At 54.6% G+C, this 20,696-nt stretch carries 21 protein-coding genes and 1 pseudogene; 10 read left to right on the forward strand and 12 right to left on the reverse strand.

Annotated elements, in window-relative coordinates:
* Window positions 1-172: 172 nt before the first annotated feature.
* Both H6B51_RS01745 and H6B51_RS01750 read right to left on the reverse strand, forming a co-directional pair.
* Window positions 173-1,411, reverse strand: a complete 1,239-nt coding sequence (locus H6B51_RS01745) for an MFS transporter (protein ID WP_204882028.1) — start codon at window positions 1,409-1,411, stop codon at window positions 173-175.
* A 94-nt stretch (window positions 1,412-1,505) separates the two neighbouring features.
* A complete protein-coding gene (locus H6B51_RS01750) occupies window positions 1,506-2,156 on the reverse strand; it encodes a TetR/AcrR family transcriptional regulator (RefSeq protein WP_204882029.1) in 651 nt (216 codons plus the stop codon).
* A gap of 175 nt (window positions 2,157-2,331) precedes the next feature.
* On the opposite strand from H6B51_RS01750, the pseudogene H6B51_RS01755 reads away from it, so the two are divergent.
* From H6B51_RS01755 to H6B51_RS01770, 4 genes and pseudogenes are all read left to right on the forward strand, one after another.
* Window positions 2,332-2,541 (forward strand): annotated as a pseudogene (locus H6B51_RS01755) (helix-turn-helix transcriptional regulator); the annotation flags it as partial.
* 110 nt (window positions 2,542-2,651) lie between these two features.
* Window positions 2,652-3,446, forward strand: coding sequence for an S-adenosylmethionine synthetase N-terminal domain-containing protein (locus H6B51_RS01760; RefSeq protein WP_204882030.1), 795 nt, complete (start codon window positions 2,652-2,654; stop codon window positions 3,444-3,446).
* A gap of 102 nt (window positions 3,447-3,548) precedes the next feature.
* Window positions 3,549-3,782 (forward strand): flavodoxin, encoded by a 234-nt coding sequence (locus tag H6B51_RS01765; protein WP_418055052.1) that lies wholly within the window; start codon window positions 3,549-3,551, stop codon window positions 3,780-3,782.
* Between the two features lie 274 nt (window positions 3,783-4,056).
* Window positions 4,057-4,248, forward strand: a complete 192-nt coding sequence (locus H6B51_RS01770) for a flavodoxin (protein WP_275967488.1) — start codon at window positions 4,057-4,059, stop codon at window positions 4,246-4,248.
* A 131-nt stretch (window positions 4,249-4,379) separates the two neighbouring features.
* On the opposite strand, the gene H6B51_RS01775 is transcribed toward H6B51_RS01770, so the two are convergent.
* Together H6B51_RS01775 and H6B51_RS01780 are read right to left on the reverse strand one after the other, a co-directional pair.
* Window positions 4,380-4,553: a hypothetical protein gene (locus H6B51_RS01775; RefSeq protein ID WP_204882031.1), complete on the reverse strand. Its 174-nt coding sequence runs from the start codon at window positions 4,551-4,553 to the stop codon at window positions 4,380-4,382.
* A gap of 49 nt (window positions 4,554-4,602) precedes the next feature.
* Window positions 4,603-6,270 carry a putative manganese-dependent inorganic diphosphatase gene (locus H6B51_RS01780; protein ID WP_204882032.1) on the reverse strand — a complete coding sequence of 556 codons (1,668 nt, stop codon included), beginning with the start codon at window positions 6,268-6,270 and terminating at the stop codon, window positions 4,603-4,605.
* Between the two features lie 1,661 nt (window positions 6,271-7,931).
* Between H6B51_RS01780 and H6B51_RS18015 the strand changes: the two genes are divergently transcribed.
* Window positions 7,932-8,057 carry a hypothetical protein gene (locus H6B51_RS18015; protein ID WP_275967487.1) on the forward strand — a complete coding sequence of 42 codons (126 nt, stop codon included), beginning with the start codon at window positions 7,932-7,934 and terminating at the stop codon, window positions 8,055-8,057.
* Window positions 8,058-8,101: 44 nt separating this feature from the next.
* On the forward strand, window positions 8,102-8,524 hold the full coding sequence (locus tag H6B51_RS01785) for a flavodoxin (RefSeq protein ID WP_204882033.1): 423 nt from the start codon (window positions 8,102-8,104) through the stop codon (window positions 8,522-8,524).
* Between the two features lie 427 nt (window positions 8,525-8,951).
* On the opposite strand, the gene H6B51_RS01790 is transcribed toward H6B51_RS01785, so the two are convergent.
* On the reverse strand, window positions 8,952-9,182 hold the full coding sequence (locus H6B51_RS01790; protein ID WP_204882034.1) for a hypothetical protein: 231 nt from the start codon (window positions 9,180-9,182) through the stop codon (window positions 8,952-8,954).
* A gap of 333 nt (window positions 9,183-9,515) precedes the next feature.
* Between H6B51_RS01790 and H6B51_RS01795 the strand changes: the two genes are divergently transcribed.
* The 4 genes from H6B51_RS01795 (at window position 9,516) to H6B51_RS01810 (ending at window position 14,299) form a co-directional block, all read left to right on the forward strand.
* Window positions 9,516-10,793, forward strand: a complete 1,278-nt coding sequence (locus H6B51_RS01795; RefSeq protein WP_204882035.1) for a sensor histidine kinase — start codon at window positions 9,516-9,518, stop codon at window positions 10,791-10,793.
* Window positions 10,794-10,872: 79 nt separating this feature from the next.
* Window positions 10,873-11,118, forward strand: a complete 246-nt coding sequence (locus H6B51_RS01800; protein ID WP_204882036.1) for a hypothetical protein — start codon at window positions 10,873-10,875, stop codon at window positions 11,116-11,118.
* A gap of 321 nt (window positions 11,119-11,439) precedes the next feature.
* Window positions 11,440-14,118 (forward strand): alanine--tRNA ligase, encoded by a 2,679-nt coding sequence (gene alaS / locus H6B51_RS01805; RefSeq protein WP_204882037.1) that lies wholly within the window; start codon window positions 11,440-11,442, stop codon window positions 14,116-14,118.
* 1 nt (window position 14,119) lies between these two features.
* Window positions 14,120-14,299, forward strand: a complete 180-nt coding sequence (locus H6B51_RS01810; RefSeq protein ID WP_204882038.1) for a DUF4250 domain-containing protein — start codon at window positions 14,120-14,122, stop codon at window positions 14,297-14,299.
* Window positions 14,300-14,441: 142 nt separating this feature from the next.
* Here the strand turns inward: H6B51_RS01810 and H6B51_RS01815 are convergent, their stop codons facing one another.
* The 7 genes from H6B51_RS01815 to H6B51_RS01845 all read right to left on the reverse strand — a co-directional run bounded on the left by H6B51_RS01815 (window position 14,442) and on the right by H6B51_RS01845 (window position 20,608).
* The gene (locus tag H6B51_RS01815) at window positions 14,442-15,908 is read right to left on the reverse strand and encodes a glycogen synthase (protein WP_204882083.1); all 1,467 of its coding nucleotides are present in this window, start codon (window positions 15,906-15,908) and stop codon (window positions 14,442-14,444) included.
* A 699-nt stretch (window positions 15,909-16,607) separates the two neighbouring features.
* Window positions 16,608-18,026, reverse strand: a complete 1,419-nt coding sequence (locus tag H6B51_RS01820; RefSeq protein ID WP_204882039.1) for a radical SAM/SPASM domain-containing protein — start codon at window positions 18,024-18,026, stop codon at window positions 16,608-16,610.
* Window positions 18,027-18,156: 130 nt separating this feature from the next.
* On the reverse strand, window positions 18,157-18,333 hold the full coding sequence (locus H6B51_RS01825) for a hypothetical protein (protein ID WP_204882040.1): 177 nt from the start codon (window positions 18,331-18,333) through the stop codon (window positions 18,157-18,159).
* Between the two features lie 61 nt (window positions 18,334-18,394).
* Window positions 18,395-18,760, reverse strand: a complete 366-nt coding sequence (locus H6B51_RS01830; RefSeq protein ID WP_204882041.1) for a S24/S26 family peptidase — start codon at window positions 18,758-18,760, stop codon at window positions 18,395-18,397.
* Window positions 18,761-18,812: 52 nt separating this feature from the next.
* Window positions 18,813-19,094 carry a PqqD family protein gene (locus H6B51_RS01835; RefSeq protein ID WP_204882042.1) on the reverse strand — a complete coding sequence of 94 codons (282 nt, stop codon included), beginning with the start codon at window positions 19,092-19,094 and terminating at the stop codon, window positions 18,813-18,815.
* On the reverse strand, window positions 19,048-19,794 hold the full coding sequence (locus H6B51_RS01840; protein WP_204882043.1) for a hypothetical protein: 747 nt from the start codon (window positions 19,792-19,794) through the stop codon (window positions 19,048-19,050). Before H6B51_RS01840 ends, H6B51_RS01835 begins: the two co-directional genes overlap by 47 nt.
* A gap of 202 nt (window positions 19,795-19,996) precedes the next feature.
* A complete protein-coding gene (locus H6B51_RS01845; protein WP_204882044.1) occupies window positions 19,997-20,608 on the reverse strand; it encodes a LysE/ArgO family amino acid transporter in 612 nt (203 codons plus the stop codon).
* Window positions 20,609-20,696: the final 88 nt, after the last annotated feature.

The following is a 20,696-nucleotide window of genomic DNA, read 5'->3' on the forward strand; positions in this document are numbered from 1 at the left end:
ATATGAACTGAAGCTCCAGCAGCTGGTAGACTACCCACGCTGCCGCGTCTATCGAGACTTTATCCGGATCCTGATGGCAGACCGAAGCATCCGCCGTTGCTGTTAAACAGCGGCTTTTATGCGAAGTATAGTTTTTCTTTTATACAGAGCTGTTTCTGCCAGCAACGGAGAACTATTTGCCGTTTTCCAACTGGCTAAATATCCTTTTGGAATATAAAGAAATCAAAAGTGCTGCGACTGCGGCACCAATTAAAACTATCCATGTGTGCATGGCGAAAAGATCAAATAAGACTCCATAAATCGCCTGCCCTATCGGTTGGCCACACATCGCAATCGAAATCAGCGCCGCCATAATTTTCCCGACTAATTGCGGCGGTGTTTGTGTCTGCACCATTGTATAAATCTGTACCATGAAGAGAGTAGAAGCACCCATAGCCGCAAAGCTCATTAAAGTGATTGCCCAATATGATACAATAGCGGGCATATTCAAAAAGAGGGATATTCCCATAATTGCCACAGCCGCAGAGCAAGCCAAAAGTAGCACATACGAATTTTGAATTTTCAGCTTTTCCGATACGAATGCGGTTAAAATTCCGCCGCACAAACCACCCAATGCCAGCGCCCCCTGCGTGAAGCCGTACATGGTGTCAGACATCCCTAACACTTGTGTAATGAGAATGGGAGTTCCGACAATCATCACCGCGCTTAAAACCAAGTTGAAGATAGACACCAGAAAGACCACCGAAAAGAAAATGGGCTTTTCTGTTTTTACAAACTGATAGCTTTCTTTCAGATCCATTCCGACTACCTGAAATACGCCGACTTCACGCGGGCGCTTTTCATGCGGGATGTGGATAAAGATTTCCATGATGGCGGAAAAAGTAAAACACGCCGCACTCAAAAGCAAAATCGGATAAATACCCCAAAGAGTAAACATTACGCCGCCGATCACCGGCCCTAACAGACCGGAAAGTGTATTGACTTGATTGATGACAGCGTTCCCAGCCATCAACTTATCTTTCGTTACCAGCAAAGGGACGCTTGCCTGTACTGCTGGCTGGTATGTACCGGAAATACCATAAAGCAACATCAAGACAATGATAAAAAGCGGAACTGTTGGGATTTTCCCCAGCGAAAAGTAAAACAGCATGATAATAGCCGCCGTGGAGAAGTCCAGCCCCACCATAATGTCACGCTTGTTCACACGGTCAGCCAGTACACCGCCGACCATCGAAAGAATAACCATCGGTGCAAAAGAGCAGGCGGTCACTACGCCAAACAATGTAGACGATCCTGTTTCTCGCAACAGGTACAGTGGTAAGGCAAAGCGCAAGATAGCGTTGCCAAAGAGAGAAATGATCTGGCCGATCACGACGAGAGTAAAATCACGTCTGAAAAGTTTTGTCTGCATAAAGAACCTCCATTATTCGATTATTAAACCGACCGTCGGTTTGATATGTGTCTAAAATAAACTGCCCTTTAGGGGAGCAGTTCATTTTAGGGAGTTAGGCCGTGTGCTGAGATTTGCAGTAGCTGATATAGCCATCTATCATTTCGTTGTCCAAAAGCTGGTTGATACCAGCACCTTGCAACAGGTCATTAAATGTTTGGCACCGATTACGCATCCCTGTTTCGTCTGTCATACTAACCAGCGGATTGAGCCATACATTCGACAAGACCATGATAGCCTCTGCCAGTGCATGAGGATTTGTCGCTTGAATAGAACCATCGTCAATTCCTTGCTGTAAGATCGGCTGGATAAACTTTGGAGCAACAATCTGATAGAGCTGTGCAATCTGCATCGCCAAAAAGCGCGGATTATCCAATAGGCAGGGTGTAACTGTCAACATTAAACTCTGGTTAGAATTAAACAAAGCAGCCTTAAAGATTGCCCGCAGTTTTTCCAGCCCATTCAAAGATTTATCATCCCGTACTTTTGCCAACGCACTTGTGTTTTCTTCCCCTATACGCTGAAAGATCGCTTCAAAGATTTCTTCTTTGGACGAAAAGTGATGGTAAATTGCGCCTTTTGAAAGATTTGTTTCGTTGATAATGTCCTGCAAAGATGTTGCATCATATCCTTTTTCAACAAACAGATGGGTGGCAACATCCAAAATCAGCTTTACGGTTTCCTCCGGGTATTTGTTTCTTGCCATCCCGCACCTCCATACAAACCAACGGTCTGTATAAAGCATAACAGAGTACAATCTGTTTGTCAACCCTTATATGTATTGCCCGCTATCGAAACACGAAAATAAATAGTCAGTAGCATGAAATAAGCAATCGTTCAAATAATAACACCTGAAATGTAAAATTACATTAGGTGATATTATGAAGATTGAGAGAGATGAACGACGATTTGATTTTCACGATATAGGACTCGCCATCAAGCGGGCGCGGGAGGCCAGCGGAATGACGCAGGAGCAACTGGCTTATATTGTTGACCGGGCTCCGCGCACCATCATGTATAACGAGAATGACGGCCAGCACCCCAGCCTCAACACCTTTTATCAGATGGTGACAATGTTTGATATATCGGTATTGCTACGCAAATCACTACGGGTATGTGCAAGCACCCCCGAGCGTGGATTGCGACGTGTTGGGGCCGCCTCTTAACGGAAACGAAAAAATAAAGCAAAGGAACTGATACCATGATCGAGAAAGTAAACCCGTCCCACTCGGACAAAATTGCCGACAGGATTGCCGGCGCAATCGTTGACATCGCCTATCAGGTCCAGCCCGACCCGAAGATCGCGGTGGAGGTGCTCATCGGTCATGGCGTGTGTCACGTCATTGTGGAGACCACGGCTCCCCTGCTCATGCCGGAGGCCGTCAGAGCCATTCACAACGCTATCCACCGCATCGCCGGTCTGATTCAGGTTGACCTGACCATCGTGCCGCAGGACGCGCACCTCAGCAACAACCAGAGCAAGGGGTTCCGCTGCGGCGACAACGGCATCTTCAAGGGTATGCCGCTGACGGACGAGCAGAAGACGCTCTCCGCAGTTGCCCGTGAGATCTACGAGGCCCACCCGTTCGACGGAAAGTATATCCTCGACGGGAATCGGATCATCATCTGCCAGAGCAACGCTGCAAAGGCAGACATCCAGAGGTTGTACCCGACGGCGGAAATCAATCCGCTGGGCGATTGGACCGGCGGAACCGATGTGGACACCGGCGCGACCAATCGCAAGCTCGGGTCTGATATGGCGGATTCCGTCACCGGTGGCGGGCTGCATGGCAAAGACCTGTCCAAAGCCGATGTGTCCGTCAACATCTACGCTTTCCTCAAAGCGCAGGAGACCGGCAAGCCTGTCGAGCTGTGCTGCGCCATTGGCGACGATGAAATCGACGGAAAACCCTACGAGGAAATCGTAGAGGTGGCGCGTCAGTTTATCCAATCTGCGGGAGGCTTCGAGGCTTTTGCAGCTTGGGGGCTGTTCTAACGGAAATTAAATACTCGTCATAATCTGGAGCCTTCCGTTCTATGTGAAGGCTCCCTTTTTTATGCTCAGTACAAGGAGGACAAAACAGAATGGAAGTATCCCATCTGGTGGGGACAGGCACCCAAGGTACTCTATACCTTTCTGGAGAACTGTGACTTTGGCGACGCCACCATCGTTCCCTTCTGCACCTCCGGCTCCAGCGGCATCAACGGCAGCTTGGATGACCTTCACGCTTTGGCTCCGGAGGCCACCTGGATGGACGGCCAGCGGTTCAGCAGTGAGGTCAGCCAGGATGAAGTGGCCCAATGGGTGGACGGCCTGGGTCTTGACCTCTGATTTCAGGAAGGAAAAGAGCGCTTATAAAACGTTGGGCGTCCCTTGTCCTCTCAGCTCTTCTGATCTTCTCCCTTGCCTCCTGTGGCAGCGAAGATACCAGCAGCGCACCACCGGTGGAATCAGATGAGAACATCCATACTCCTCAGGCTCCTTCCGGCACCACCTCCCTGACCCATCTGAGCCGGTCAACAGTCAGGAACCTGCCGGTCAGGAGAATGCAGAGGAGCGCCATACCCTTATCGCCTACTTCATCTGGGCGGACAACGCCGTCTTTCTGGGACTCCCCAACTGGCGGTACCCCCTGCCCATGTCGGTACTAACCATTTTAGAGGGGTATGACTGGTCTGGAAAAACTATGGTACCCTTTGTGACCCACGGGACAGGAGACCTGTCCCGCACCATTCGGGATCTGACCACCGCACTGCCTGAGAATACCACGATTCTGGAACCCATCGGCGGCTATTGACGCTCGCCTTGGATCTGGACCGCCAGATCCAGGTGCCCGGCATCCGCTTCGATATACGCCAACCAACGAATTGGTGGTCCCCAAATCAATTTCAAGAATCGCCATCGGCCTCCAGCCTCCTCCCCTTGGGGTTATATCTCGCCCTTTCTATCAAATGATCGCCGCACCCACTTGCCAAAGAGGGTCTTTTTGTAGTGCCGCAGCTCCTGCTTGGCGCCGGGGTCGTCACCGACCTTCTGGAGGTATTCCGCTCCTTTGGCGATACCCACCGGGACACCCAGACCGTTGCAGTACAGCTTGAACAAACACAAACGCCGCCGGAATCCGGCGGCGTTTGTGTTCTTGAAGACAAGCCTACTGCTCCTCCTCCCGGATCGCATTGATGATCCTGGGGAGCAACTGTATCTTCCGGCTGACCACCCCGGGCAGGACGGCCAACCCATCCTGGACTTCTACCTGGAAGGCCCGGGATATCAGGGACTCAGCTCCCTTTCCAGCCATCAGCAGTTCTGTGCTGGAGCCTCGCACATCAGTGAACATATAGAAGATGTAATCCAGTCCCTGTTTCTCCAGTGCCACCGGCAGGTATGGGGCGATAAGGGCTTCGCTGGCCTTCCGATTGCGCTCTACCATGTAGCTGCCCTGGCCTATACCGAAACGGATTGCTCCGCTGTCAAAGATCTTATAGTCAGTATTGAAGAGTTCTTCCGCAGTCTTGCCGCTCACGTCCCCGCCGTGCTCAAACATAGCGTCGGCGTAGGCCTCCAGCTCCACACCTGCCAGTTCGGCCAGCCTCCAAGCTGCGCGCTCATCCGCGGTGGTGCAGGTGGGGCTGCGGAACATCAGCGTATCGGACAAAATAGCCGAGAGCATAAGGCCTGCGGTGGTCCGGTCGATCTCTACGCCGTTTTCCTCATACATCTGATAGATAATAGTAGACGTACAGCCCACGGGCACATTGCGGAAATAGACTGGTCCGTCGGTCTCTATGGAGCCGATGCGGTGGTGGTCAATGATCTCCAGGACCTCTGCCTGCTCAATTCCCTCTACCGCCTGGTTCTTCTCGTTGTGATCCACCAGGATGAGCTGCTTTTTATGCAGGCCCATCATGTTCCGGCGGGACACCACGCCTACATACCGCCCATCATCGTCCAGGACGGGGAAATACCGGTAGCGCACGGAGGTCATGACTTTGGTGGCCGCCTCCACAGGGCTGTTCAGATTGAAGGTCAGCAGATCGTTCTCGGTCATGTAGTGACGGATAGGCGCCGCCTGGCTGATCATCTGTCCGGCCACATAGGTGCTCTTGGGCGTGCTGATCATCATACATCCCTGCTCCTCGGCCAGCATGCGGATGGTCCGGGAGACCTTGCTGTCGGCGCATACCACTACGCAGCCCGCCCCCATCTCAATGGCGGCCAGCTGGCTTTCGCTGCGGTTGGCAACAATGACGATATCCCCTGGAGAGATAGACTTTTCGATTTGCTCGGCACTGCCTGAGCCGATGATGATTCGCCCCTTGACCTGTTTGCCCTCGATGCTACCCACCAGAACGGTTCCCTCTAGAATGTCCAAAATATTCTGGTAGCTGGTTTCCGCCTTTTCCAGAATGGCGGTATCCAGGCCGTCCATGTTGGCAGTGGCCACGTCCTTTACGGTGATAACGCCCTTGAGCCGCTGCTCGTGGTCCACGATACACAGGGTGTCAATCTGCTGGTCCCGCATAATCATCCAGGCCCGGCGCAAGCTTGTCTCCCCATCCACACCTTCCATGCTCCGGATATCCACGTCCCGGATCTGGGGACTTACATCCGTATAGAGCTGCGGGGCGGGAACCTGGAAATAATCCAGGACAAATTCTGTCTCCCGGTTCAAAAGCCCTGCCCGACAGGGCTTACAGGGATGCTCCGGGTCCAAGATATTTTTTAGGCGGCTGTATGCAATGGCTGAACAGATGGAATCCGTGTCTGGGTTGCGGTGTCCGATGACTTTGATGGCGCGGAGATTTTCTTGACTATTCATAGGCTGCCTCATCTCTCCTCCAGTACAGGAGGTGCTGTTTTTTTTATTATACCATGTCCAGGTGGTTCCGTCTGGAAAAAAATACTCATTTTCTGCGTTATCTTGCCTTTTATAAAAAATGCCCCTCCACAATGGGCGGCCTTCGCCCTATCTCTCGGGACCAAATCTTGCCTTAAATGGATCAGAAAGTGTTTTAAAAAACACAAAAAAACAATATCTCCATTCTGAAAATTTCCAAAACCATTGGGGCGCAAGACTTTGCCTGGATATCTCTTTCAGCGGCAGAAGGCGAAACAAAGGGTGCGGGATAACGGTCTGACATGAGTCCTTACTTCACGGCCCGTGGTCGGTACATCTGACAGCCCTGCCTTGCAGCAGACCAGCTCACGCCGCCGCTTGCCCTTCGGCTACCCTCAAACGACGGCGAACGGGGCGGAGTGCTTGCGCGTCCCGTCCCGTTCCCCATTTGCCAGCCTATGGCTGATTTTCCCGTGATGTATATAAGGGTGGCAACCTCCTATACCCCTATGATAAATAGCTATGGTGCTCAGCACAACAGTCCAAGTAACTACACTGTAGCCTCATTATACCCATATATACCGATTTTTGCAAGGGTGAAAGGGAAATGGGGCCTATTGTGTTGCGCTATGAAAACCCCGAATCTGGCAAGTGAAGTGCTTGCCGTTTTGTAGCAAGCACTCCGCACTCCATAATGCGGATGATGATGTTGTCCTGCTCCATAGCCTTCTCCTCTCATCTTCAAGGGGGGTAGTCTTAGTTTGCTCAGCAGAGCGCCGCGTCCCGCAGGAAACCGGCACAGCCCGGTTCATTGTAGGTCGTGGACCGCTCATCCACCGCATACGGTTCCGCAATCCCCTGGTGCGCTCACCGTTGGCCTCGCGCCCAGCCTCCTTTTATTATCAATTACCCGGCGCCTATTTTTACATGCGGCGCAAGTCTACATGTCGTCTTATATCTGTCAGGAACCTATGGTAGGATGCAGTTACTCCATTTTGGACAAAGGGGACGAGGCAGATGATCTGCGGAACAGGGATTGAGAATATCACCTGAGTTCTGATCGGGTCGCCCACACTGCGCAGAAGAACAGATATATCCTCCCTTTTTTTCAGTTTCCCATATGACAGCACACGGTATTTTTGCACATACCATAGGAGGATCCGGTATACCTTTGCAGTGCGCTGAATTTCCTGGCGACTCGAAAGGCTTTTCGCTTTCCTGAAAAGGTTTCATGGCCGGGTAGAGATACCATTGTTCCTTTATTGATCTCGAAATCTCTTACTTGCAGCTCCAGAAGCATAACTCGTTGGATACTATCACCTCCTGGACCAACCTGCACTTCCCCATGCAAATCCCTGTAAATAAAAAGAACTGGGATTTTGCTTATTATAAACATAGATATCCTGCATTGCCACTTTTCTGGCAGACAAGTTCATCTCCTATTGACAATCCGGAATGTACCGTATATAATTATATCACACGGTTAGTTGCAGCTAATCACAGGTCATGGATGAATTATTTTTTACACATTGGTTAGCTTTAACTAACTCCAAGGGATGGTCTCTCGCTCATCTTGCTCTGTCTGTGCTAACCATTCCTCCGCACAGTTTAGCTGTGACCATGACTTGCAAGGGAAGAAGCCTGTGTCCGCAGAACCGCTCAATCGTCGCTGCTCTCACGCCCCAGTGGGGATTAAGATGCGCGGCAAGATCTCCTCCCGACAGCGGCAGCAAAAGAAATCCATCGAGCAGCTCACCGTAGCTGGTTGATGTTTCTACCATAACAAATCCAGAAAGAAAGGTCGTTGAGTCTTATGAGTAAAGTTGCAGTAGTGTATTGGAGCGGCACAGGGAACACCGAGGCCATGGCCATGGCGGTGGCTGAAGGTGCCAAGGACAAGGGCGCCGAGGTATCTGTGGTCACTGCCGCTGAGTTCTCGCCGGAGCAGGTCGGCCAGTATGACGCCATCGCCTTTGGGTGCCCCTCCATGGGGGCGGAACAACTGGAGGAGATCGAGTTCGAGCCCATGTTCACCGCCTGTGAGGGCAGGCTGAGTGGGAAGAACATTGCTCTGTTCGGCTCCTACGGCTGGGGCGACGGCGAATGGATGCGCAGCTGGGAGTCCCGCTGCAATGATGATGGGGCCAATCTGGCCTGCAACAGCGTGATCTGCAACGAGGCTCCGGATGATGACGCTCTTGCGGCTTGCCGCGAGCTGGGCGCGTCACTGGCCTGACAAAACCACATCGCAGAAGGCAGGAGGCGAACCGTTCGTCTTCTGCCTTCTTTTTGTATCCCCAGTCAGCACAGGCAAGAGAAATAGGTCGTGGAAAATCATGTTGAAAGAATACTTACTGAGCCAAGACTCCGGTACGGGCCGCTGGATCAGCAGCATGCCGTAGGTACAAATCTGCCACTTTTCCTTGCCGGAGCCAGATCAAGAACCTCTGCGGCCCATCCTGGTGTGCAGCGCGCCGCTCCAGTTTAGGGCGTTTTTTTGCCTAACCAACCGTCTTGCCGTCTCGCCAGTGCAGGGTACTCCCTATTCGGTGGAGGCGCCGGGACCTGCGTCACAAGGAATATCACTCCAAGGTGGAATACCTGGTGACCCACGGCATCGCCGGCACCCTCAACAGGGAGGTACTCATCTGCAGCGCCCGCTTCTACTCAATCTGCATATCCGGCCAGCAGCAAATCCCCACCTCCAGGGCCACCGGATGCTTCAGATGAAAATCTGCATAGCGGCAAAACCAGCACTGACTACCCTCTATGGGCAGGTGCTCCTTTCTGGGGATAAATATTGGACAGCTCTGCCGGGGCCACACGCTGCCGCCTGATTTTGGAGCGGGCAAGGAATCCCGCCGGTCAAAATATGCTTTACAGTCATACCGCATGGCCAGTCCTCCTTTTGACAGCTCCTCTTGACGTTTTTTTGCTTCCATGCTATTTTCATTTTACAAGTGGCTGCGAAATTGGAAAGTGGTTGTTCAGAATCTGATGTTATATACGTAAAATTCTCACTCTGCTGTGGATTGCCGACAGAGCTGCCGGATCGCATCTCCGGTCCCGCGCCACCGGCAGGCGCTTTCGCCTTTGCAGAGCAAGCTTTGCGTTGAATTTCCTGCATATATGACCGGAGTCAACAGCCGGACCATGGCGCCGCCCCAATCTCCGGCAACGAACTCTAGGAAAGTTTGGGGCAGCTACTGGCTGGAGGAGCATTCGCTATGGCAAATATGATTTTTCTTGTTTTCCGCGCCTTCTTTATCACAATGATGACCGTTGGAATGATGGCAACCCTGACCGAATTTCGCTTTGGACGCAGAAAGTTGCTGTTAATTCTGGCGGTTTACGGCCTTTGGGTGATCGGCTCCAGCATGGTTTTGCTGTGGCTGGGCGGGGAATTGCTGCTGCTCCGTCTGTTTTATCTCACCATTTCTATTCCGGCCACAGTGCTTACCTACTGGGCGGCCAACGACACTCCCGTACAGGCCGTTTTTAACCACATGACACAGATTCTGCTGTCTGTCCTGGTGGTTTCTATAATCCGTTTACTGACAGATTACCTTGATCTGGCCGGCTTTGTGAATGTCCTTCTGATGGGAGCATTCTATTTGACCATAATCTATTTGGAGCGACGCTTTTTGCGCCAGCCCTTTCGTGTGCTGATTCAGATCATCCCTACCCGCTGGGGTGTTCTTACCCTGATTCCCTGTGTGTTCTGTGCCTATTTCATCTTTGTGGCTTCCTGGCCGGGCAGTTATCTCCAAAACGATTCGCAGATCGTCTATGTTTACGCTGCTGTCATTCCTCTGATTATTGTTTATATTGCAGTATTTAAAAGTCTCTATGACCTGTACCGTATTCAGGTAGAGCAACACAGCGCCGCGCTGCTGGCAGTGCAGATCACAGCTCTGAAAGAGAAGCTTCAAAAGGTAAAAGAAGTAGAGGAAGGAATCCGAATTCAGCGCCATGATCTGCGTCACCAGCTCCAGACCGTTACAGAATTGGTGGCACAGGGCGACAGGGACGCCGCTCTGAAGTTTTTGGATGCCGCGCAAACCCGGTTGGATGAGCATACCGTAACACGATGGTGCCGTCCGCCTGTGCTGGACGCAGTCTTTTCCTCCTATTTTGATCAGGCCAAAAATAATGGTATTCCGGTGGAGGCACGAATTTCCCTATCCGATACTCTCTCAGTGGACGAGGGAGAATTGGCCATTGTCCTGGCTAACGCTCTGGAAAACGCCATCCACGCCAATCTGGAGCTACCCCGGGACCAACGAAAGATCCTCTGCAAGATAGTGGGCTCCCCCAGCGTCATGCTGGAAATTTCCAATCCATGTACCGACAATATTTCCTTTGACAGCAACGGCCTGCCGGTCGCCCAAAGAGAGGGTCATGGTCTTGGGGTACAATCGATCTCCGCTTTTTGCCGGAAAAATAGAGCCATCTGCCAATTTGATCTGGCAGATGGCTGGTTCCGGTTTAGACTGATACTGTAAAATGATACGGCTTACACGACGCCTGACACATATTTTAATAGAAGAGCCACCCGGATGTCCACATTGGAACGGAAACGCCTTGCGCTTTCTCCCGGACTATAAGCTGCTGGGAGGGCTCCGGCCCAATCTGCCTCAGGCTTCCTTCAACGACCAGGCACAGATCTCCTCCTGGGCCCTGGACGCGGTGTCCACCTTCTCCTCCCGTGAGTCCGGCAGCGTCAAGCTGATGAACGGTACCAACGGCAATCCGTTCTTCCCCAAGGCAACCTATACCAGAGAGCAATCCTTCCTCACCATACACCGCCTCAGCAACTATCTGAGCTGACTACCAGCTAGTGGAGGGATTTTACCCCGAAAAGGCGGTTGACAACGGCCCAAAATGTGATAAAATAGTACAGCTAAAGGCCGTGATGAAACCAAGCGGATCGCGCCGCGTTCAGCGAGAGGGGATGGTGCAAGCCCTCCGCGATACGGGTCCGCAAGCCACTTCTGAGCCGCCCGGGAGGACCGGGACGAATCATCCCCGTTATTGGATGCAATGAGATGCGCCTTTTCCGGCGCAGATCAGGGTGGTACCGTGGAGTCAACATTGCTTCGCCCCTGACATGGGGGCGAAGCTTATTTTTTTGCAAGAGGAGTTTTTTTCATGCACAAGAAGTATGGTCTGAACGAACTGCGCGAGATGTTTCTGTCTTTTTTTGAGACCAAGGGACACCTGCGCCTGCCCAGCTTTTCCCTGATCCCCCAGAACGACGCCTCCCTGCTGCTCATCAACAGCGGCATGGCACCCATGAAGCCCTTCTTCACCGGTGAGCAGGAGCCTCCCCGCCACCGTGTGACCACCTGCCAGAAGTGCATCCGCACCGGCGACATCGAGAACATCGGCCACACCGCCCGCCACGGCACCTACTTTGAGATGCTGGGCAACTTCTCCTTCGGAGACTACTTCAAGAAGGAGGCCATTCACTGGGCCTGGGAGTTCCTGACCAGCCCCGAGTGGGTGGGCCTGGATCCCAACCGCCTGTACCCCTCCGTGTTCGCCGGCAATGAGACCACTCCCGCCGACGATGAGGCCTTCCGCATCTGGAACGAGGAGATCGGCATCCCCGCCGACCGGATCTTCAAGTTCGGCAAGGAGGACAACTTCTGGGAGCACGGCTCCGGCCCCTGCGGCCCCTGCTCCGAGATCTACTATGACCGCGGCGAGCAGTGGGGCTGCGGCAAGCCCGGCTGCACCGTGGGCTGCGACTGCGACCGCTATATCGAGGTGTGGAACGTGGTGTTCTCCCAGTTCGACAACGACGGCGAGGGCCACTACACCGAGCTCAAGCAGAAGAACATCGACACCGGCATGGGCCTGGAGCGTCTGGCCTGCGTGTGCCAGGACGTGGCCTCCCTGTTTGACGTGGACACCGTCATGAACATCACCAACAAGGTGAGCGAGATCACCCACGCCCACTACGGCGAGACCGCCGCCAAGGACGTGTCCCTGCGGGTCATCACCGACCACATCCGCTCCGCCACCTTCATGATCTGCGACGGCGTGCTCCCCTCCAACGAGGGCCGGGGCTACGTGCTGCGCCGCCTGCTCCGCCGGGCCGCCCGCCACGGCAAGCTGCTGGGGGTCAACGATCCCTTCCTGTATGAGGTGTGCGACACCGTCATCCACGAGAACGAGGGCCACTACCCCGAGCTGCGGGAGCGTCAGGACTATATCACCAAGGTCATCCGCACCGAGGAGGAGAACTTCGCCCGCACCATCGACGGCGGCCTGAAGATTTTTAACGACATGCTGGAGGATCACAAGGCCAAGGGCGAGAAGGTCTTCTCCGGCGCCGACGCTTTCAAGCTGTATGACACCTACGGCTTCCCCATCGACCTGACCATCGAGATGGTGGAGGAGCAGGACATGACCGTGGACCAGAAGTCCTTCCAGCAGCTGATGCAGGAGCAGAAGGAGCGCGCCCGCAAGGCCCGGGAGGCCCTGGGCGACCTGGGCTGGGCCGGCGTGGAGTTCGGCAAGGACGTGCCGGAGACCGAATTTGTGGGCTACACCGAAAACACCATCACCGGCGCCCGTGTGGTGGCCCTGGTGGTGGAGAACGAGCAGGCCGAGGAGCTGATGCCCGGCGTGGAGGGCATCGTGGTGCTGGACAGGACCCCCTTCTACGCCGAGATGGGCGGCCAGGTGGCCGACCACGGCACCATCGCCAGGAGCGGGGAGAACGGCTGCCTGTTCCAGGTCACCGACGTGCAGAAGAACAAGGGCGGCAAGTATATGCACTACGGCAAGGTGACCGAGGGCGTGCTCAAGCTGGGGGACACCGTCACCGCCGCCATCGACCAGGAGCGCCGGCGGGCCGTCATGCGCGCCCACAGCGCCACCCACCTGCTGGACGCCGCCCTGCGCACCGTCCTGGGGGACCACGTGCACCAGGCCGGCTCCCTGGTGGAGCCCGACCGGCTGCGCTTCGACTTCACCCACTTCTCCGCCATGACGCCGGAGGAGCTCTCCGAGGTGAGCCGCGTGGTCAACGAGGCCGTGCTGGAGGGCTATGACATCCAGACCAAGGTCATGTCCCTGGAGGAGGCCAAGCAGACCGGGGCCATCGCCCTGTTCGGCGAGAAGTACGGCGACACCGTCCGGGTGGTGGACATGGGGGATGGGTACTCCGTGGAGTTCTGCGGCGGCACCCACCTGGACAACACCGCCAAGGTTGGCGTATTCCACATTGAAAGCGAGTTCTCCGTGGCCTCCGGCGTCCGCCGGATCGAGGCCACCACCGGCGCCCAGTCCCTGAAGATCATGAACCAGAACCAGCAGAAGCTGTTCGAGGCCGCCGCCGTGCTCAAGACCAAGCCCAGCGAGCTGCGGGAGAAGGCGGAGCAGACCATCTGCGAGCTGCGGGAGCTGCGCCACATGGTGGAGAAGTTCAAGGCCAAGGAGGCCGCCGGTGAGACCGAGCGGTTCCTCATGGGCTGCCACCCGGTGGGGGATCTGAAGGTGCTCACCGCCACCCTGCCCAATGCCGACGCCGCCAAGCTGCGCCAGATGGGCGATATGCTCCGGGACAAGCAGCCCGGCATCGTGGCGGTGCTCTCCGCCGTCAACGATGGCAAGATCACCTTCCTGGCCGTGTGCGGCAAGGAGGCCGTTGCCAAGGGCATCAAGGCCGGCGACCTGGTGAAGCAGGTGTGCTGCTGCTGCGGCGGCAAGGGCGGCGGCAAGCCAGACAGCGCCATGGGCGGCGGCTCCGACATCCTCAAGCTGGATGACGCTCTGGCCAAGGTAGACGACTACGTGGCTGAGAAGCTGGGGGTGTGATATGCTGCCTCAGGATCCTGTTCTCCTGCTCAGTGTAGTGAACACCAAGCTGCGGGACTGCTATGCCAACCTGGACGACCTTTGCGATGATCTCCAGGCGGATCAATCAGACCTATGCCAACGGCTGGCTCAGCTGGGATATCGGTATGCCACTGAGCTGAATCAGTTTACCGCCTGCTGAAACCAAATATCCTTTAACGCATATCCCCCGACAATACAAAGTGGACCGGACAGCCCAAAGGGCTGCCCGGTCCACTTTTTTCAAGTTCAGATCCTATCTGTTTTCGCATATCACCCTCTGGGCTCGGCTTGCGAGGCGGGGCTCACCACGGCGTCAGCTCCAGGTACAGGTTCTTATACTGTCTGGCAGACTGCTCCCAGGACACATCCTTGGCCATATCCCGCTGGACGACCTCGTCCCAGTGATAGCGGTTATTGAAGTAGAGGGTCTTGGCCCGGTTGATGGCGTCCAGCAGCAGACCTGCGTCATAGCGGTCAAAGGTAAAGCCGTTTCCGTCTCCAGTGAATTCATTATAGGGCTCCACGGTGTCCTTCAGGCCGCCGGTCTCCCGGACGATGGGTATGGTACCGTAGTGCATGGCGTTGAGCTGGGTTAAACCGCAGGGCTCAAAGCGGGAGGGCACCAGCAGCACATCGGCGCCGGCATAGATGCGGTGGGCCCGGGATTCGTCGTACTGGATACAGGCACTGAAGGTGCCCTTGTAGGTATGCTCATAATACCGGAAGGCATCCTCATATTCCTTGTCGCCGGTTCCCAGCACCACCACCTGGGTGTTGCCGTCCAGAACCTGGGTCATGATAGCATTGACCAGGTCCAAGCCTTTCTGGTTGGTGAGCCGGGAAATCAGACCAATGACAAACTTTCCGGTATCCTCCTCCAGGCCCAGCTCCTTCTGGAGGGCCAGCTTGTTCTCCATCTTATGATCCAGCACGTTGCCCAGGCCATAGTTGGCCGCCAGAGCCGGATCGGTCTCCGGATTCCACATGCCGTAGTCGATCCCGTTGACGATGCCCCGGAGTTTACCGCTGTGATAGCGCAGATGGTTCTCCAGCCCCTCGCCGTACTCGCTGGTCTGGATCTCCCAGGCATAGGTGCCGCTGACGGTGGTAATGCGGTCAGCATAGGCCAAACCACCCTTGAGCATGTTGGCATCCACCCAGTTCTGCTTCAGCGCCCCCATTTCAAAGACCTCCTTGGGCAGGCCGGACCAGTACTGGATCGTGGGGATGTTGTAGACCCCCTGGAAGCGGAGGTTGTGGATGGTGATCACCGACTTGGCCCGACCCACCGGGGAATTCTGGAACAGGGTGCGCAGGTACACCGGAACCAGCCCCGCCTGCCAGTCATGGCAATGGATGATATCGGGGATCCAGTCCATAAAGTTCAGGGCAGCCAGGGCTGCTTTGCTAAAGAAGCAATACTTTGGGATATCGTCCACCAGATTGGTGTAGGGCTTCCCAATGGAGAAGAATTCCTGGTTATCAATAAAGTCGTACACCACGCCATCGTTGATGTACTCCATAATTCCCACGTAGTATTCCCGTCCGGTCTTGCCCAGGTCCATATAGAATTCACCCCGGTAGACCATCTTGTCCTGGTACTCCTGGGGGATACAGGCATAGCGGGGCAGGATGACCCGCACGTCACAGTTCAGTCGGGCAAGTTCCCGGGGTAAAGCGTACATTACATCCCCCAGACCGCCCGTTTTAACAAAGGGATGACATTCTGAGCCAATAAACGCAATGCTCCTCCGGGGCAGATTGGACATCTCATTCACAGGCGAAGCCTCCTCTACAACAGAGACAGTTTCCTCTACTACGGGAGCAGCTTCCTCCGCCGCGGGGACGGGCTCCTTTGCGGCAGGCGCTTTCTTTTTTGAGGTTGGCGCCTTCTTTTTCCCGGCCGTCGCCGCAGCCTTTTCCGTAGCAGGCTTTTTCCCAGTGGCGGTTTTTTTCCTGGTGGCGGCAGTTTTCTTTTCCGTGGTCCCCTTCTCCTCCGCGGCAACCGCTTCCTTTTCCACGGAAGCCTTCTCCCCGGCGGGCTCCTGTTCAACAGCAGCAGCCTTCTTCTCCGCGGCAGCAGTCTTTTTCGTAGCGGAAGCAGCCCGCTTTCTGGTAGAGGCAACCTTCTTTTCAGCGGGCTCAGCCTGTTCTGCGACAGACGCAGCCTGTTCCGCGCGGACGGGATCCACTGCGGCAGGCACTTCTGTTTCCACTGCTGAGACCGCAGCTGCCGTTTCCTTTACAGGATCCGCTTTTTTACGTGCCATTATGAACCTTCTCCTTTCTCGTATCCGCCCCTATGGGGCTGTGTCTCTGCCGCTCCGCCGGTCGTGGGACGGCGTGGACGGGGCGCTTTGGTATTGGCAAAAGTATACCGCATTTGCGCCGATTTTGACAGCCCTTTTTGGCAAAAATCTGGGAAAGTTCCACCGCCTTCTTGGACGCCCCAGAAAGGAATCGTAAGCTTATCGGGACGTTCCGGAATGCTGGGGCCAGAAGGTCTCCACAGCCTGTTCCGCCGTATGACGGATGCGGTCTGTATAGCCGTTTTTCCAGGCAAAACACATCTGGCGGTCGCAGCCCATAAGCTGACAGTCTCCATCGATGAGCGCGGTAGCCCGACAACCACCGCCGCAGTAATAGCGATACTTGCAGGCGGCGCACTCTTTATTCGCTGCCATCAGATCCCGTACCCGGCTATTGACAAATTGCATATAGTAGCTGTCGCTGAGCCCCTGGCGAAGCCCGATGTCCTGGATTTTGGGGAACAGTTCCTGATAGGGACTGGACGTCATGGGCATACAGGGCAGTAGCCGTCCCTCAGGGGTGATGTAGCAGGCGAAACGAGCGGCTTGGCACAAATGGTGGTCAAGGCAGCTTTCGGTACCGTCATACGGGGCAGGGACAATCACATAGGGAGAATCCTGGGACAGAACAATGATGCCTCCCAAAGTGAGCCGACGAATAGGCCGTCCTGTACGGTAGTACCAAGAAATATATGGGAGCATTCCTTCAACATATTCCCGCTGTGTTAAGGCATTGCCCTGGCTGTGCCGCTGCCAGAGCGGAGTCGCAGAGACATTGGAGACTTTGAGCTCATCCACGCCCACCGTCTGGAGCACCTCGATCGTCTGGGGCAGGGTGTTGATATTTCCCCGGTGAATGCACATCTCAGCATCTGTTTTCAAACCGTAGTCCCGGCACAGTCGAAAAGCCCGCAGGGCGGCTTGCTCTGCGCCGGAGATTCCTCGCATCCAGTCATGCCAGCCTGTCCCATCAAAACTTATGGAAATATCCGGACTGATACCTCGGCGCGCAAATTGTTCTATTACAGTATCATCTAATAGCCAGCCATTGGTATATAGTTTGCCGACTATCATTTTGTGCTCAAGGATGCGGTCGATCAGCTGCCACAGGTCCTTGCGCACCAGAGGTTCACCGCCTGTAAGATCTACCTGCAAAACGCCGCACTGGGCCATCTGGTCAATCAGATCGAGCGCCTCGGTGGTAGACAATTCACCCAGCCTGGCATCGGGGGCGTCCATAAAACAATGCCTGCATCGATAATTACAGCGCCCAGTCACAGACCAGAAAATACTCCGGACAAAGCGGTTGTGGTAATATTGATAATATTGCTCCGTTTCCAGTGGAACTGGCTGTGTACAAGCCGCAACGACCCCCTCGGCCTCATACGCATGGAGCGTCGCCTCCATTTCCGGCGTAACAGGAAAACCGGTCAGATCAGTTTCCCCATCGCAGAGTAGCAACGTTTGAAGCTCATTTGCTGTCAGCGGGCGAATCTGATTGCCCTGTTGGAAAACCAGTGCCTGAGTGAGCTTTTCCCAGCCGCGGAGCCTATAACCAGGGTTAAGTCTATAAAACATAGCCAAAAGCCTCCGTTTCTCGTTGCGTCCAACACAGAATGGCTGCGAAGAATAAAACCGGCAAACACGACAAATCAAGTCGTGTTTGCCGGTTTCTTGCGTTTTGGGTTATTCTATCAGAGAAATTGTATTAGGAAGCGGTCAGGCCATAATGACACGCTACGCCACTCTGGTTCGACCATGTGGCGCATCCACCGCTCACAGTGCCGCCGCTCACAGCGCCGGAGGTAGTGATCACGTCACTGTTGTCAAAGAGGATCACTTCAGCAACAGCGGAAACATATGCCTTCTTCTCAGTCATTGTCATGACAACTCCTTTCAAAATATACATTATTTAATAAATAATTTAAAACTAAATTGCTTTCCGCTCACCGGAAAGAAAACAACTTGTTTCGTATCCGTCCGGGCAATGCCCGAAACCAAAGGCGGCGGTACCGCCCCTTCAGGGTATGCAGGTAGGCCTGATAGGCAGAACTATCACAGGAGACGTACGCCTCGCTCTGATCGGCATAAAATCCGGTCATGACCCCGATGATCCAAGATCGAGGCACCCGCTCCCGCCAGATCCGGTTGTCCCCGCAAATCAGATAGGCCCCGTCCAGCACCTTCACCACCCGGTGAAGCACGTACTCTCCGGTGGGACGGCGGTAAAGGGCTACATCATAGGGTTTTAAGGGACCGCTGACAGCTTCGATGACCACGGTACTCTGCCGATGGTGGAGCAGCGGCTCCATACTGTCGCCCTCGGTATGAAAGAATCCCCGTCCCTGCTGGGCCAGAACCTGTTCAATAGTCTGTCTGGTCACGGTCCAGGGCAAAGGAGATAGCTTGCAGAAAGGCCTCCACATCCCGGCAGGCAGTCTCTTGGTCTACTCCGTCATACATCTCCAGCGTTTTTGCCACCAGGTCCTCCCGGGTGGTGCCTCTCTCTATCATATTCCAGTAGAAGGCGCCGGTGGCATTGAGCCGGACCATACCGTTGAACTGCTGGCTGGCCTCTCCAATGGCGACGATCATGTGATCATCGCCCAACTTGCGCATCAGAAATCCCGGCTTTGCATGGATCATGGGCAGGCCTCCTCATTGTTTGATATGCCAGCTGGGCGGACGCCAGCTCCCGGTTACACCGGAGCAGATAGAACGGAACGGTATCCAACATGCGCTCCACCAAGGCCCAGAACCGGTCGAAATCCTGTTGGTCCTTTGGTAAAAGCATCTGGTGAAAGATCCGGCCCGTAACCTCCCTTGTTGACAGAGCCCTGATCTCATTGACAGGGCTCTGCTCCAAAAAGCATATCCCCGCAACCGGACACATCAGGTTGTCACCCAGCCGCTCCTTGCCCATCCATGGGGTTCCGAAAGCGTACAGGACCCCGTCCATAAAACGAAAGATGGGCTTGTCGCCGTTGACCACCTTGGCCCGGGATCCAAACTGCTCCAGCCACAGCTTCATGTGAGTGGTTTTCCCCACCCCACTGGGCGCGGCAAAGACATAAGCCACTCCATCCACAGCCACCACCGCGGCATGCATTAAAAAGGCGTCATACCGGGGCAATCGCATACAGATCTTCCGGTAGAGGCACAGGCTTTCACAATACCACAGATGGGAGTCTGGGTCTGCGGCCCGCTGGGCCTGAAGTTCCTCTTCTGTGGCCCGGACGGTAAACACAGGAGGCTGGTCGGTGAGATAGGCGTGACAGAGATCGGAAACATAGGGGTACCGAGCGTCAATCCCTATGGGGATTCCGGCCAGCTTGATACGAAACACGAAAACCGACTCCTTGCAGGGCAGGCATAGTCAAACACAATTTACCAGTTCTATTCTACCATTCGAATCCAGAATGTCAAGTGATGAACAGCCTTTTGCAAATAAGTTGGCCCGCCTTGTGCAAATTCTGCCCATAGGTATCCTCAAGTGCTCCCAATGGATTGAGGGGGTGCGCCGCATTTTACGGCGCACCCCCTCAGAATCAAATCATCATTTGAAAAAACTTCCACAACAGTTTGCCCCCGTAGAAAATAATGATGATCCCGCAGACCACATTGATGACCCGGAGGATTTTATCATTGAACTTGGCAGAAAACAGGGAAATCAATACCGTAATACCGAAAAACCACAGAAAGGAAGCGGTAGAAGAGCCTAAAATCAGCTGGGTGCTCACCGCCCCAGGGTTATCAGCCCGGAAACCGCCGAAGAGCATGGTGCCGTCCAGAATAGCCTGAGGATTGAACCATGTGACCACGCAGGCCCGGGCGGCCACCTTGGGCAGAGAGATATTCACATCCACGCTGTGGTCCATGGTGGGCTTATCCCGCAGCAGGCCGATACCGATCCACACCACGATGGCGCCGCCCACCAGCAAAATCACCAGCTGGAGCCAGGTAAACCGCTCCATCAGGGCCCCAATGCCAAAGAAGCAGGCCAGTGCCAGGGTGATATCAAAGAAAATCACGATCAGGGCCGTCAGCAGGGCCTTGTGCCGGGGCTGGGTGAGGGCAGAGTTGATGACAAACAGGTTCTGCATTCCGATGGGAGCCACATAGGCAAGACCTATGGTCAAACCGGTGAGATAGGGTGGCATAGGATCCCCTCCTGAAAAAACTCTTTTCTTTTTCATGACCTGGTAGTATTATATTACCTATATTTCCCCTACGCAAGAACGCAGATAA

The sequence above is a fragment of the Pseudoflavonifractor phocaeensis genome, assembly GCF_016901955.1.
GTDB classification, from domain to species: domain Bacteria; phylum Bacillota; class Clostridia; order Oscillospirales; family Oscillospiraceae; genus Flavonifractor; species Flavonifractor phocaeensis_A.

Coding starts and splice junctions, on each gene's coding strand:
- H6B51_RS01820 (WP_204882039.1), bottom strand. CDS start 18,026: ATGTTTTATAGACTTAACCCTGGTTATAGGCTCCGCGGCTGGGAAAAG.
- H6B51_RS01780 (WP_204882032.1), bottom strand. CDS start 6,270: ATGAATAGTCAAGAAAATCTCCGCGCCATCAAAGTCATCGGACACCGC.
- H6B51_RS01830 (WP_204882041.1), bottom strand. CDS start 18,760: ATGGAGCCGCTGCTCCACCATCGGCAGAGTACCGTGGTCATCGAAGCT.
- H6B51_RS01825 (WP_204882040.1), bottom strand. CDS start 18,333: ATGACAATGACTGAGAAGAAGGCATATGTTTCCGCTGTTGCTGAAGTG.
- H6B51_RS01795 (WP_204882035.1), top strand. CDS start 9,516: ATGGCAAATATGATTTTTCTTGTTTTCCGCGCCTTCTTTATCACAATG.
- H6B51_RS01790 (WP_204882034.1), bottom strand. CDS start 9,182: ATGCGGTATGACTGTAAAGCATATTTTGACCGGCGGGATTCCTTGCCC.
- H6B51_RS01745 (WP_204882028.1), bottom strand. CDS start 1,411: ATGCAGACAAAACTTTTCAGACGTGATTTTACTCTCGTCGTGATCGGC.
- H6B51_RS01760 (WP_204882030.1), top strand. CDS start 2,652: ATGATCGAGAAAGTAAACCCGTCCCACTCGGACAAAATTGCCGACAGG.
- alaS (WP_204882037.1), top strand. CDS start 11,440: ATGCACAAGAAGTATGGTCTGAACGAACTGCGCGAGATGTTTCTGTCT.
- H6B51_RS01750 (WP_204882029.1), bottom strand. CDS start 2,156: ATGGCAAGAAACAAATACCCGGAGGAAACCGTAAAGCTGATTTTGGAT.
- H6B51_RS01835 (WP_204882042.1), bottom strand. CDS start 19,094: ATGATCCATGCAAAGCCGGGATTTCTGATGCGCAAGTTGGGCGATGAT.
- H6B51_RS01845 (WP_204882044.1), bottom strand. CDS start 20,608: ATGCCACCCTATCTCACCGGTTTGACCATAGGTCTTGCCTATGTGGCT.
- H6B51_RS01785 (WP_204882033.1), top strand. CDS start 8,102: ATGAGTAAAGTTGCAGTAGTGTATTGGAGCGGCACAGGGAACACCGAG.
- H6B51_RS01810 (WP_204882038.1), top strand. CDS start 14,120: ATGCTGCCTCAGGATCCTGTTCTCCTGCTCAGTGTAGTGAACACCAAG.
- H6B51_RS01815 (WP_204882083.1), bottom strand. CDS start 15,908: ATGTCCAATCTGCCCCGGAGGAGCATTGCGTTTATTGGCTCAGAATGT.